Below are 13,022 nucleotides of genomic sequence, written 5' to 3' on the forward strand. Positions count from 1 at the left end.
CAGCAGCTTCTTCCTGCCGTTGATCCACCCAATTTCCCCTTTCCCCATATGGCCCTCCCCTTATCTTTGCGCTAAGCAATCCCCGCTCGACAGGAGGACCGACATGCCCAGATACCGTTCCCGCACGACCACCCATGGCCGCAACATGGCCGGCGCCCGTGGCCTTTGGCGCGCCACCGGCATGACCGATGGCGATTGGGACAAGCCCATCATCGCCATCGTCAACAGCTTTACCCAGTTCGTGCCGGGGCATGTGCATCTGAAAGACCTCGGCCAGATGGTCGCGCGCGAGGTCGAGGCGGCGGGCGGGGTCGCCAAGGAATTCAACACCATCGCGGTCGATGACGGCATCGCCATGGGCCATGACGGGATGCTGTATAGCCTGCCGAGCCGCGAAGTGATTGCCGACAGCGTCGAATACATGGTCAACGCCCATTGCGCCGATGCGATGGTCTGCATCTCGAACTGCGACAAGATCACGCCCGGCATGCTGATGGCGGCGATGCGGCTGAATATCCCGGCGATTTTCGTCTCTGGCGGGCCGATGGAGGCGGGCAAGATCGACATCGAAGATCTGGAGATGACCAAAATCGACCTTGTCGATGCGATGGTTGCTGCCGCGAACGATGCCTTCACCGACGAACAAGTGCAGCATATCGAGGAAAACGCCTGCCCGACCTGCGGGTCGTGCTCCGGCATGTTCACCGCGAATTCCATGAACTGTCTGGCAGAGGCACTTGGTCTGGCGCTGCCCGGCAACGGCTCCACGCTGGCCACGCATTCTGACCGCAAGGGCCTGTTCCTTGAGGCGGGCCGCAAGATCGTCGAGATCGCCAAGCGTCACTATGAGGGCGAGGAAAAGGGCCTGCTGCCACGCGAGATCGCGACGTTTGAGGCGTTCGAGAACGCGATGAGCCTCGATATCGCCATGGGCGGGTCCACCAACACCGTTCTGCACCTGCTGGCGATTGCCCATGAGGGCGAGGTGGATTTCACCATGACCGACATGGACCGGCTCAGCCGCAAGGTGCCGTGCCTGTGCAAGGTCGCGCCCAATACGGCGAATGTTCATATGGAGGACGTCCACCGCGCCGGGGGCATCTTCTCGATCCTGGGTGAACTGAGCCGCGCGGGCCTGCTGCATAACGAGTGTCACACCGTACATTCCAGCACCATGGGTGAGGCGATTGCCAAGTGGGATATCGCGGTGGCGAACAACCCCGAGGCGGAGAGCCTGTTCAAGGCGGCCCCCGGCGGTGTGCGCACGACGCAGGCCTTCAGCCAGTCGAACCGCTACAAGGAACTGGACACCGACCGCACGAACGGGGTGATCCGCGACAAGGAAAACGCCTTCAGCCAGGATGGGGGCCTTGCGGTCCTGTTCGGCAATATCGCCGAGGATGGCTGCATCGTGAAAACCGCGGGCGTCGATACCTCGATCCTGCAATTCACCGGCACCGCCCATGTCTGCGAAAGCCAGGATGAGGCCGTCAGCAACATTCTGACCGGCAAGGTCAAGGAAGGCGACGTGGTTGTCATCCGCTACGAGGGGCCGCGCGGCGGGCCGGGGATGCAGGAAATGCTCTACCCCACCTCCTACCTCAAGTCGAAAGGGCTTGGGAAAGCCTGCGCACTGCTGACCGACGGGCGGTTCTCTGGCGGCACTTCGGGGCTGTCCATCGGGCACGTGTCGCCCGAGGCGGCGGAAGGCGGGGCGATTGGCCTTGTGCAGAATGGCGACCGGATCGAGATCGACATTCCGAACCGCACCATCAACCTTGCCGTGTCGGACGAGGAACTGGCCACGCGCCGTGCCGCGCAGGAGGCTGCCGGCTGGAAACCTGCCAAGCCGCGCGCCCGCAAGGTGACGACCGCGCTCAAGGCCTATGCGGCCCTCACCACCAGCGCCGCCAAGGGCGCCGTTCGCCAAGTCTGAGAAGGAAACAAGAATGACCCGCACCGTCTATGTGAACGGCGAGTATCTGCCAGAGAATGAAGCGAAGGTCTCGATCTTCGACCGGGGGTTTCTTTTTGCCGATGGTGTCTATGAGGTGACCTCCGTGCTCGGCGGCAAGCTCATCGACTTCGCCGGTCACGCCAAGCGGCTGGAACGCTCGCTGAATGAGCTGGAGATGGCAAACCCGATCAGCACCGACGATTTGCTGGAGGTGCATCGCCAGTTGGTCGAGCGGAACGGGATCACTGACGGGTTGATCTACCTGCAGATCACCCGTGGCGCGCCTGATGACCGCGACTTCGCCTTCCCGCCCGCAGACACCGCGCCGACCATCGTTCTGTTCACCCAGAACAAGCCGGGGTTGGCAGATGCGCCGCAGGCCAAGACCGGCATGAAGGTGATCTCGGTCGAAGACCTCCGGTGGGGCCGCCGCGACATCAAGACGGTGCAACTGCTCTATCCCTCGCTCGGCAAGATGGCGGCGAAGAAGGCGGGCTGCGACGATGCCTGGATGGTTGAAGATGGTTTCGTGACCGAGGGCACCTCGAACAACGCCTATATCGTGACCAAGGACGGCACCATCGTCACCCGGCAGCTGTCGAACGACATCCTGCACGGGATCACCCGCGCCGCCGTGCTGCGTTTTGCCCGCGAGGCGCAGATGAAGGTGGAGGAGCGCCCCTTCACCATCGAAGAGGCGCAGAATGCGGCAGAGGCTTTCGTGACCTCCGCCTCCGCCTTCGTGATGCCTGTGGTCGAAATCGACGGCGCGCCCGTGGGCACCGGCAAGGTCGGCGACATCGCCCCGCGCATCCGCGAGATCTATCTTGAGGAAATGCGCAAGGCGGCGATCTGATCTGACGCCATTGCAAAGACAGAAAAGGGGCCGCGCGATGCGGCCCCTTTTTTATTGATTAGGCGGCAGGTGAGCGGCGTTGTTTGTTGCGGCGGGCCTGACGGGGCTTGGCCGGGGCCTGAGCCTGTCCACCGCCGCCCCCTTGCGGACGACGACGACGCTGGCCACCACCGCCACCACCGCCACCGCGCTTGGGCTTGTCGACCTTGACCTCTTCGGGTTTGCGGCCGCTGCCAACGGGAATACTGACCTTCATGACTTTCTCGATCTGGTTCAGCAGCCCGACCTCTTCGGCGCAACAAAAGGCAATCGCCTCGCCATCACGGCCCGCCCGCGCGGTACGGCCGATGCGGTGAACGTAGTTGTCGGGCACTTCCGGCAGGTCATAGTTATACACGGTGCGCACGTCGGGAATGTCGATGCCCCGCGCGGCCACATCCGTGGCGACGAGGATCTTCACCTGACCGTCCTTGAAGGCCTTGATGGCGCGGTCGCGCTGGCCCTGGCTCTTGTTGCCATGAATGGATGCGGCGTCGAACCCGTCGGCCACCAGCCCTTTCATCAGCTTTTCCGCGCCATGTTTGGTGCGCGAAAACACAAGGCTCAGCGTGTCGGGATGACGGCGCAGCAGTTCGCGCAGCTTGAGGGGCTTTTCACCCTTGGGCATGAAATGCACGCTCTGCGTGACCTTGTCGGCGGCCTTGCCCGGCGGCGAGACCTGCACCTTGCGCGGATTGGTCAGATAGGTGCGCGACAGCTCCTCCATCTGCTTGGGCATGGTGGCCGAAAACAGCATGGTCTGACGGGGGGTGCCCAGTTCCGGTGCGATCCGGCGCAGTGCGTGGATAAAGCCGAGGTCCAGCATCTGGTCGGCCTCGTCCAGCACCAGGAACTGCGCAAGGTCCAGCCGCACGGCGCGGCGGTCCATAAGATCCATCAAGCGACCGGGGGTGGCGACCAGAATATCGGTGCCACGTTCCAGAAAGCGAATCTGCACATTGATGGACTGACCGCCCACAACAGTGCCAACCCGCAGGTGAGAGCCCTTGGTGTACACGCGCAGATGCTCTGCAATCTGGTTGGTCAGCTCGCGCGTCGGCGCAAGGATCAGCGCCTTGACGGATTTGGGTTCGCGCTTGCCTTGATGGGTCAGCAGATGCTCCACCAGCGGCAGGCCGAAGGCCGCCGTCTTGCCGGTGCCGGTCTGGGCCAGGCCCATGATGTCGTGACCGGCCAGCGCCAGCGGGATCGCCTGGTTCTGGATCGGGGTGGGGGTGTCGTAGCCAGCGGATTTGACCGCAGCCAGCAGTGTCGGCGAGAGGCCGAGCATATCGAAATCGAACACGTTTTTCCTTTCCGGCGCGATGTCGCGCTCGGGTGAATACAGATCATCGTTCCCGAGACTCGGGAACAGCGAGGGTGCGGTCAGGCGCTCTGCGAAACGGGCGGATCCCATTGAACCGGCCGGACCGTCAGACCCTGCGTGATGGGGACTGGGAAGATAGGGTTGCCCTGAGCCTTTGGCGCATCTGCGCAGGCTTCACTGCTCACGCGGCAGAAAGGCATGGGTGTCACATGTTCGCAATTGCAGCATAAGTCAAGCCTGATGCCCCTTTTGATTCCCGTGCCCATGCGATATGTGCGCCGCTGTTCCCAACCAAGAGGACAAGATCATGGGCTATAGAGTTGCCGTTGTCGGCGCCACGGGTAACGTGGGCCGCGAAATGCTGAACATCCTGGCCGAGCGCCAGTTCCCGGTGGATGAGCTTGCCGCGCTGGCGTCGCGTCGTTCCCTTGGGACCGAGTGCAGCTTTGGCGACAAGACAGTCAAAACCCAGGATCTGGACACGTTCGATTTCACCGGATGGGATATCGCGCTGTTCGCCATCGGGTCGGACGCGACCAAGATCTATGCGCCCAAAGCCGCCAAGGCCGGATGCGTGGTGATCGATAACAGCTCGCTCTACCGCTACGACCCGGACATTCCGCTGGTCGTGCCAGAGGTGAATCCCGAGGCGGTCGATCGCTACGCCAAGAAGATGATCATCGCGAATCCGAACTGTTCCACCGCACAGATGGTCGTGGCGCTGAAGCCGCTGCATGACCGCGCCAAGATCAAGCGGGTTGTGGTCAGCACCTATCAATCCGTGTCCGGCACCGGCAAGGATGCGATTGACGAGCTGTGGAACCAGACCAAGGGCATGTATGTGCCGGGTCAGGAAGTGCCCCCGTCGGTCTACCCCAAGCAGATCGCCTTCAACGTGATTCCGCATATCGACGTCTTCATGGAAGACGGCTCGACCAAGGAAGAATGGAAGATGGTGGCCGAAACCAAGAAGATCGTGGACCCCTCGATCAAGGTCACCGCAACCTGCGTGCGGGTGCCGGTCTTCGTCGGCCATTCCGAAGCGATCAACATCGAGTTCGAAGAGTTCATCGACGAGGATGAAGTTCGCGACATCCTGCGCGAGGCACCGGGCATTCTGGTGGTCGACAAGCGCGAGGCCGGTGGCTACGTGACCCCGGTGGAATGCGTTGGCGATTACGCCACCTTCATCAGCCGCATCCGCCAGGACAGCACCATCGAGAACGGCATCAACTTGTGGTGCGTGTCCGACAACCTGCGCAAGGGCGCGGCGCTGAACGCGGTCCAGATCGCCGAAACGCTCGGCAGACGGGTGCTGAAAAAGGGCTGAGCCGAAAGGCTGCTTGACGATTCGACGAAGAAGATGAACCCTCCTTGCACAACCTGCTTGGAGGGTTTTTCAATGAGATTTCATACATTTGCCATTGGCGTATTCGCGGCGGGCATGGCCCATGCCGACAACATTCCCGTGCGCGCCGACGTAACCCACGCCACGATCTATGGCGGCGCGGCCGAGGTGACACGGCAAGCGACGGTGACAGTGCCCGCGGGCGCGCACCGGTTGCTGGTGCCGGTGCCGCCCTACATGCAGGATGCCGGTGTCGTCAGCGCCGCGCTGTCCGATGGCACCCCATTGGGGCCGGTGCGGATCGAGCTGTCGCCGGGTTTTGAAGACGGCCAGTTCGACACCCAAGCCCAAGCCAGCCAGCGCGCGCGGATCGAGACACTGGAGGCCGAAATCGAAGCGGCGGAAGATGAGCTTGCCCGTCTCGAAGCGGGGCTCGGCACGCTGGCCCTTCAACGGCGCTATCTTGAAAGCTATGCCGCCAGCGGGTCCGGCGAGGTGACATCCCCGGACGACATCGGCGCCGTGATGGCCATGCTTGGCCAGCAGATGCAGGGGCTGGTGTCGGACTTGCTCGCAGCAGAGCATGCACGGGATGAACAGCTTGCGACGATAGCCGATTTGCAGATGGACCTGAGCGAGGCAGAAGCAGCGTTGCGGGCGCTCTATCCGCTTGGCGCAAACAGCATCGCGTTGGCGATCCCGATTGAGGTGACCGAGGACTCCGATCTACCGCTTGTCCTGACCCATACGCTCGGCAGTTTTGGCTGGACCATGGCCTACACCGCGCGCCTGTCTACCATGGATGGTACGCTGACGCTGGACCGCACCGCGCGGGTAGAAAGCTATCTGCCCGACAGGTGGGACGCGGTTGCCCTGACCCTGTCTGGCGAGGAATGGGGCCAGGATCTGGATATGAGCGGTGTCTGGCCTTCTCTCGCGAGGATCGAGGAAGAGCGCCCGCAGGAAATCTTCGATGGACGCCTCGCCGGGGCAGGCTTCGTGGAACCGGCGATGGAGCCAGTGATCGTCATGGAGGACAGGGCCTCGTTCGAAAGCTTCGGCCTGTCTTTCAATGCCTCCGTTGCCGATCCTCAAACACTGAGCCAGGGCGCGGAGACACTGGTTCCCTTCGACGCGCTTACCCTTGATCCCGAGATCACCATCGAGGCCAACCCACGCCACGACGACACCGCCTTCCTGATTGCGCGGGCAGAGAACACCACGGGCCAGCCGCTAATCCCCGGCGACATGGCCGTCTACCGCGATGCGGCGTTCCTGGCGGATGAGTACATGGACACGATCCCGCCCGGCGGTGAGATTGAACTGCCCTTCGGGTCCGTCGATCACCTGCAACTCTTTTGGCGGGATCTGTCGCGGAATGAAGGCGACGAGGGGTTCTTCAACCGGTCCAACGTGCAGCGGCAGGTGGTGGAATTTGGCGTCACCAATGTCTCGGACCAGCCAGAGGATGTGCGCATCCTCTACGCGGTGCCATACACGGAACAGGACGATCTGGAGCTTGATCTGACCCTTTCCATCGCGCCAAGCGTTGAAAATCTTGACGGCCAGCGGGGCATCCATGCCTGGGATCTGACTGTCGGTCCGGGGGAAACCCGCACGATCCGGATGGAGGCTGATATGTCCTGGCCCGAGGGCTACGACCTTTTCTGGCGCCCCTAAGCGACAGGGCCGGGCGTCAGAACCGCTCGGCCCGCAGCACCTCGCAATCGGTGACGCTGACCACGCCGATATGACGTTCTACAACCGCGAAGGCGGCGTCCAGCAACGCATCCAGCCGATCGGGTTTGATGATGCAGACCACAGCCAGCATCCCGCCCGCCCGGCTGACTTGGCCCGCGCGGCTCCATTCCCCGGACCGGCCCGAGCCGCCCTTGACGGGCAGGATGGTGTAACCCGTCACATCGGCCTTGCGCAGCGCCTCGGTCAGGCGGCGTTCCATCATCGATTCGATGATGATCTCGACACGTTTTGCCTTGTGGGTCTGCATGGGTCAGCCTCCGGTCACGGTGCGGGCAATGGCAAGGTAGATCGGAATGCCCAGGGTCAGGTTGAAGGGGAAGGTGACGCCGAGTGAGAGCGTCAGGTAGATGGACGGATTCGCCTCTGGCAGGGCCACGCGCATGGCCGCCGGCACCGCGATATAGGAGGCCGAGGCCGACAGGACCATAAAGAGCGCCACGCCCCCCGCCGACAGGCCAATCAGCATCCCGGCGGCAAGGCCAAAGAGACTGCCCACCAGCGGCATGACGATCCCGAAGGCCAGCAGGCCGGGCCGCAGAACCCCCGCTGCGCTGCGCAGGCCACGGCCCGCAACCAGCCCCATATCCAGCAGGAACAGGCAGAGCACGCCTTGGAAGGGCGCGACGATGAAGCTCTCGATCCGGGCCAGCCCGTCCGCTCCGGTGATCGCGCCGATCAGGAACGACCCGATCAGCAGCACGATGGAGCCATTGAGAAGGATTTCCCGCAACAGCTCGCCATCCATCTCTTCGCTGTTCGATTTGTCGCCGTAGCGCGCAATCAGCCACAGCGCGGCGAGTATGGCGGGCGCCTCCATCGCGGCGGCGACGGCGACCATGAAGCCCTCGCCCGCCAGCCCCGCAGAATCGAGCACCGAGGTGCCCGCCACGAAGGTCACGATAGAGATTGACCCGTAATGCGCGGCGACGGCGGCGGCGTTGGTGACGTCCAGCCCCGACATGACGCGCAGCAAGGCGAAGGCGACCAACGGCAGAACGAAGGACAACGCCACGCCCGCCACCAGAGACAGGATCAGCGTCGTGTCCACCCCGTGCGACGCCACGCTGGCCCCGCCTTTGAACCCGATGGCAAACAGCAGATAGAGCGACATGGCCTTGGCCACGGCCTCTGGCACCGTCAGGTCGGATTTCGCATAGGCGGCAGCGAATCCAAGCACGAAAAAGAGGATGATGGGCGACAGCAGGTTCTCTGCTGCCAGCGAAAGTATCTGGTCCATGTCGTCCCCACATTCCGACGGGCTGTTCAGAGGCCGCAGAACGGTTCCGAAATTCCCTACACTTTTACAAAGGATTTAGACTCTGGTTCATACATTTCCAAGGCCCCGGACGCGATTTCGTTCCAGAGGCCGTGCAGGCTGAGCCGACCGGCTTCGACCGACTCGGACACGAAGGGGAAGGTCATCAGGTTGGCCAGCGACACAAGAACCGACTGCTTTTCCAACGCTTGCTGGCGTTCATCTTGATCGTTGATGCTGGCGGTTTCCTCGCAGGCGGGGCGCAGGATATCCATCCAGCGGCCTACGAAGCTTGTGGGTTTCTCCAGTTCCGGTGCGTTGCCCGACACCATCTGGATGCAGCCATTGACGCCACCGCAATTGGAATGGCCAAGCACCATGATGTTGGCGACCTTCAGCGCCGTGACGGCATATTCGACCGCTGCCGATGTGCCGTGGTGATCGCCATCGGGCGCATAGGGGGGCACCAGATTGGCGATGTTGCGGTGAATGAAGAACTCGCCCGATTCAGCCCCGAAGATCGACGTGACATGCACCCGGCTGTCGCAGCAGGAAATCACCATGGCGCGCGGGCGCTGCCCCTCTTCCGCCAGGCGACGGAACCAGGCCTGGTTCTCGGCGTACTCCGTCGCCTTCCAGCTATGGTAGCGCCGTGTCAGGTAGGTCGGCAGGGGGGAGACGTAGTCCATGGATGTTCCTCAGTCTTCGCGTCGCCCCTGATAGGCTGCATTCCCCGAAAGTTCGAGCTTTTTTTGGTCGCGGGCCTAACGGTTTCTTCAGCAAGCCGGGGCAGAGTCCCCCTATCCGTGGGGGCGGAAGTGGAGTGAGTGATGGAGCAGGACGTAAGCAGGCTGCGGCCGGAAGAGCCCGCGCGGTTCAATCCCGAACGGCTGGAACACCTTTGTGACGAAATCGGAGAAATCCGCGCAGAGCATGAGGTTGCCAGCGCGTTGCAGGCGATCAATCTGCATCTTCAGACGATCCGGCGCCTGCATCCGGTCGGGGCCGACTTGCTGCGCCCGGTCCGCAATCTGGCCGCAGCCTCGGACCGGATCGGCATGGCAACACTGGCGCGGGTGGCCCGCGATGTGCTGGCCTGTATCGGCAGCGGCGATCAGGTGGCCCTGGCCGCCACCCATGCCCGATTGCTGCGGGTCGGCGAAAGATCCATCCATGCAATCTGGGATCTGGAGGATGTAACCGGCTGATCAACCTTGCAGACACAGCCCGTCACGTTAGGTTGTCGCCAGCCCTTTTTGTGACGGATGACCATGGACAGACGTTTTTCCCCCGCCGATCCCGGCGCGATCCCGGTAACCTGTATCGACCCCGATGCGCTGGATGACTCGCTTGCGGCACTGCCCGCCGCACACTCCGCCTGGGCGCAGTCGACCGGCTTTACCGCCGGGCTTGGCGAAACCTGTCTGCTGCCGGATGCGGATGGCGGTATCGCTTGTGTGCTGCTTGGACGCGGCACCGCCGACGCACGGGCCCGCAAGCGCTTTGCACTCGGGGCGGCGCTGGCCACCTTGCCTGAGGGAACCTACCAGATGCCAGAGGGGTTGCCCGAGGCGGAACAGGAAGAGGCCGCGCTTGGCTGGCTTCTGTCCGGCTACCGCTTTGGCAGGTACAAGAACGCCCCCGCGCCAAAGGCCGCGCTGGTCGCGCCGGAGGGGCTGGACGCCTCGGCACTGGAAAACATCGCGGCGGGAGAGGCGCTGACCCGCGACCTCATCAACACCCCCGCAAACGACATGGGCCCGGATCAGCTGGAGACTGCGGTGCGGGCGCTGGCAGACGGGTTCGGCGCGTCGATCTCTGTCACCAAGGGCGACGACCTGCTGACCGCCAATTTCCCGATGATCCACGCTGTCGGCCGCGCCGCCGCACAGGAACCGCGTCTGATCGAGATGACCTGGGGCAGCACCGGCCCGCTTGTCACGCTGGTCGGCAAGGGCGTCTGTTTCGACACCGGCGGGCTGAACCTGAAGCCCGGTGCCTCCATGGGCCTGATGAAGAAGGACATGGGCGGATCGGCCACCGTCCTTGGCCTCGCGCGGATGATCATGGGGGCGGGGATGGAACTGCGCCTGCGCGTCCTGATCCCGGCGGTGGAAAACGCGGTGGCGGGCAATGCCTTCCGCCCCGGTGACATCCTGACCGCGCGCAACGGCCTGACCGTCGAGATCAACAACACCGATGCCGAGGGGCGCCTCGTGCTGGCCGATGCGCTGACTCTGGCCAGTGAAACACCCCCCGATCTGCTGATCTGCATGGCCACCCTGACCGGGGCGGCACGGATCGCGGTCGGGCCGGATATCGCACCGTTCTACACCGATGACGATGGCCTTGCGGGGGCGCTGTCCACGGCCGCTGCCCGCGTCGCGGATCCGGTCTGGCGGATGCCGTTTCACGCCCCCTACGAGGCGATGATCGAACCCGGCATTGCCGATCTGGACAATGCCCCGAAGGGGGGCTTTGCAGGGTCAATCACCGCCGCGCTGTTCCTGCGGCGCTTCGCCGGGGACGTGCCGCGCTTCTGTCATTTCGATATCTACGGCTGGCAGCCCTCTGACGCGCCCGCCCGGCCCAAGGGCGGCGTCGGCCAGGCTGCGCGGGCGATCCTTGCCGCCCTGCCCGAGGTTCTCAGCAATGACTGATCCGCGCATCACCCCGACCAATGGCCGCGTGGCGCATGTCAGCCTTGAAGGGCAGGTCGAGGCCGAGAAATTCGTGCAAGGCAGACGCATGATGGTGATGCAGCCCATGGCCAACATCACCGACGAACCGCGCGGCAAGCGGGTCAGCCAGTTGCTGTTCGGCGAGGTCTTTCACGTTCTCGAAACCGATGACGGCTTCGCCTTCGGGCAGGCCGAACGGGACGGGCAGGTGGGCTACATGCTGTCCGGCGCGCTGGCCTCGCCCGAGCAGCCGACCCACTGGATCACCGCCCCCGCCACGCATCTCTACCCCAAGCCCGATCTCAAGGCCCCGCCCGAGGTTGCCATTTTCTTCGGCTCTCAGGTCAAGGTGGTAGGGGAACGCGACGACTACGTCCGCATCCACACCGGCCATTTCATCCCGCGCCCGCATCTGCAACCGATCCGCGCCCGGTTCGGCGATCCGGTCGGCGTGGCGGACCTGTTCCTTGGGTCGCCCTACCTGTGGGGCGGGTCCAGCCGGTGGGGCATCGACTGCTCCGGTCTGGTGCAGATGGCCCTGCTGGCCTGCGGCGTCGATTGCCCGCGCGATTCCGATCAGCAGATGGTGTTGGGGCGCGAATTGCATCAGGGCGAGCCCTTCGTGCGGGGCGATCTGGTGTTCTGGCAAGGGCATGTGGGCTTCATGGCGAATGAGCGGATGCTGCTGCACGCCAATGCCACCCATATGGCGGTGGCCTATGAGCCGTTGAAAGACGCCGCCGCTAGAATCGAAGACAAGGGCGAGGGTCCGATCGCGGCGCGGCGCAGGTTTCTGAAACCCGGCGGTTGAGGCCTTATTCGACCACCCGGATCAGCTTGCGTTCCAGCACCCGCAGCACAATCTTCAGATCATGCCCGCGTTTCAGAATGCGCCCGTCCATGCCGATGACGGCATACTGCCCCTGCCGGTCGCGCAGCTTCGGGCGTTTTTCGATCCGGTAGATGGGATGTTCCGCTGTGCGGCGGAAGACGGAAAAGACCGCCACCTCTCTCAGGCAGGATATCCCGTAGTCGCGCCATTCACCGGCAGCGACCATGCGCCCGTAAAGGCCCAGGATAGCGCCAAGCTCCGTCCGGTGAAACGCCACCTGCTCCGGCTGTGGGGGGACCGGGCCCCTGGGCTGAATTTGCATGTCCATGATGCAAGCTTGGCCCTCATGTCGCGACTTATCAAGACCTGCCCTGCAATTGCCATGAAAGAGCCGCCGGAATTTCCCGCGCCCTCCCTCAATTCGCCCTGCCTCGACGCCAAACCTGTCCTTGTAGTGACGAGCATTGTCTCGCCCCCGGCGGATCGGTTTTCTTGCCCCCACCCAGTCCGGTCCGCCGGGGGACTACACCAAACAGAAAAGGCCCCGCGCGAGAATGCCGGGGCCTTTTTGCGTGATGCCAGTCTCAAAAACTCACCGACAAGACTTCATTCAGATGATCCTTTGGTAGAGAGGGCTCTATGCACGTCGATCAAGGTCCACTGGTCAGAGCACGGTGGAGCTACGCAGGTGATCACACCCTCTCAATCAGGGCAATTTCAAAGCTGTTTCGGGTCGGAACAGACGGTTTGTGCCGAAGGGTGGAGTGACATCGGGGCTCAGGCCCGCCGTTCACATCAATTTCTGGTTCATATCGACTTCTTAACCGCCCCCTCTGCGTCTGCACGCCCGGTGTACAGGGGGTGTACAGGGGGTGTACGGGGGGCACCCCCCTCTTTCGGGGCGGGTTCCGAAGCCGCCCGGTAGGGATTGCGTGTGCCTCCCGGCGGGCCTAGAACGCGGGGGAG

At 63.4% G+C, this 13,022-nt stretch carries 12 protein-coding genes; 7 read left to right on the plus strand and 5 right to left on the minus strand.

Annotated elements, in window-relative coordinates; genetic code table 11:
- The first annotated feature begins 103 nt into the window (after positions 1-103).
- Together ilvD and EP237_RS15925 are read left to right on the plus strand one after the other, a co-directional pair.
- Positions 104-1,936, plus strand: a complete 1,833-nt coding sequence (gene ilvD, locus EP237_RS15920; protein WP_127561897.1) for a dihydroxy-acid dehydratase — start codon at positions 104-106, stop codon at positions 1,934-1,936.
- Between the two features lie 13 nt (positions 1,937-1,949).
- Positions 1,950-2,813 carry a D-amino-acid transaminase gene (locus EP237_RS15925; RefSeq protein ID WP_127561898.1) on the plus strand — a complete coding sequence of 288 codons (864 nt, stop codon included), beginning with the start codon at positions 1,950-1,952 and terminating at the stop codon, positions 2,811-2,813.
- A gap of 58 nt (positions 2,814-2,871) precedes the next feature.
- Here the strand turns inward: EP237_RS15925 and EP237_RS15930 are convergent, their stop codons facing one another.
- A complete protein-coding gene (locus EP237_RS15930) occupies positions 2,872-4,158 on the minus strand; it encodes a DEAD/DEAH box helicase (protein ID WP_127561982.1) in 1,287 nt (428 codons plus the stop codon).
- A 328-nt stretch (positions 4,159-4,486) separates the two neighbouring features.
- Here EP237_RS15930 and EP237_RS15935 point away from each other — a divergent pair, with 328 nt between their 5' ends.
- The gene (locus tag EP237_RS15935) at positions 4,487-5,509 is read left to right on the plus strand and encodes an aspartate-semialdehyde dehydrogenase (protein ID WP_127561899.1); all 1,023 of its coding nucleotides are present in this window, start codon (positions 4,487-4,489) and stop codon (positions 5,507-5,509) included.
- A 72-nt stretch (positions 5,510-5,581) separates the two neighbouring features.
- On the plus strand, positions 5,582-7,207 hold the full coding sequence (locus EP237_RS15940; RefSeq protein ID WP_164744734.1) for a mucoidy inhibitor MuiA family protein: 1,626 nt from the start codon (positions 5,582-5,584) through the stop codon (positions 7,205-7,207).
- 16 nt (positions 7,208-7,223) lie between these two features.
- Here the strand turns inward: EP237_RS15940 and EP237_RS15945 are convergent, their stop codons facing one another.
- Genes EP237_RS15945 through EP237_RS15955 form a run of 3 tightly spaced genes read right to left on the minus strand, consistent with a single transcriptional unit; the run spans position 7,224 to position 9,232 of the window.
- Positions 7,224-7,535, minus strand: a complete 312-nt coding sequence (locus EP237_RS15945) for a P-II family nitrogen regulator (RefSeq protein WP_127561901.1) — start codon at positions 7,533-7,535, stop codon at positions 7,224-7,226.
- Positions 7,536-7,538: 3 nt separating this feature from the next.
- The gene (locus tag EP237_RS15950) at positions 7,539-8,525 is read right to left on the minus strand and encodes a sodium-dependent bicarbonate transport family permease (RefSeq protein WP_127561902.1); all 987 of its coding nucleotides are present in this window, start codon (positions 8,523-8,525) and stop codon (positions 7,539-7,541) included.
- A 56-nt stretch (positions 8,526-8,581) separates the two neighbouring features.
- Positions 8,582-9,232, minus strand: coding sequence for a carbonic anhydrase (locus EP237_RS15955; RefSeq protein ID WP_127561903.1), 651 nt, complete (start codon positions 9,230-9,232; stop codon positions 8,582-8,584).
- Between the two features lie 141 nt (positions 9,233-9,373).
- Here EP237_RS15955 and EP237_RS15960 point away from each other — a divergent pair, with 141 nt between their 5' ends.
- The 3 genes from EP237_RS15960 (at position 9,374) to EP237_RS15970 (ending at position 12,035) form a co-directional block, all read left to right on the plus strand.
- Complete coding sequence (locus EP237_RS15960; RefSeq protein WP_127561904.1) at positions 9,374-9,751, plus strand: hypothetical protein; 378 nt, start codon at positions 9,374-9,376, stop codon at positions 9,749-9,751.
- A gap of 63 nt (positions 9,752-9,814) precedes the next feature.
- On the plus strand, positions 9,815-11,203 hold the full coding sequence (locus tag EP237_RS15965; RefSeq protein ID WP_127561905.1) for a leucyl aminopeptidase family protein: 1,389 nt from the start codon (positions 9,815-9,817) through the stop codon (positions 11,201-11,203).
- A complete protein-coding gene (locus EP237_RS15970; RefSeq protein WP_127561906.1) occupies positions 11,196-12,035 on the plus strand; it encodes a C40 family peptidase in 840 nt (279 codons plus the stop codon). The genes EP237_RS15965 and EP237_RS15970 overlap by 8 nt, the downstream gene beginning before the upstream one ends.
- 4 nt (positions 12,036-12,039) lie before the next feature.
- Here EP237_RS15970 and EP237_RS15975 read toward each other — a convergent pair whose 3' ends face one another.
- On the minus strand, positions 12,040-12,378 hold the full coding sequence (locus tag EP237_RS15975) for a DUF2794 domain-containing protein (protein ID WP_127561983.1): 339 nt from the start codon (positions 12,376-12,378) through the stop codon (positions 12,040-12,042).
- Positions 12,379-13,022: the final 644 nt, after the last annotated feature.

Origin of the sequence: Nioella ostreopsis (assembly GCF_004000255.1) — a bacterium.
GTDB classification, from domain to species: domain Bacteria; phylum Pseudomonadota; class Alphaproteobacteria; order Rhodobacterales; family Rhodobacteraceae; genus Nioella; species Nioella ostreopsis.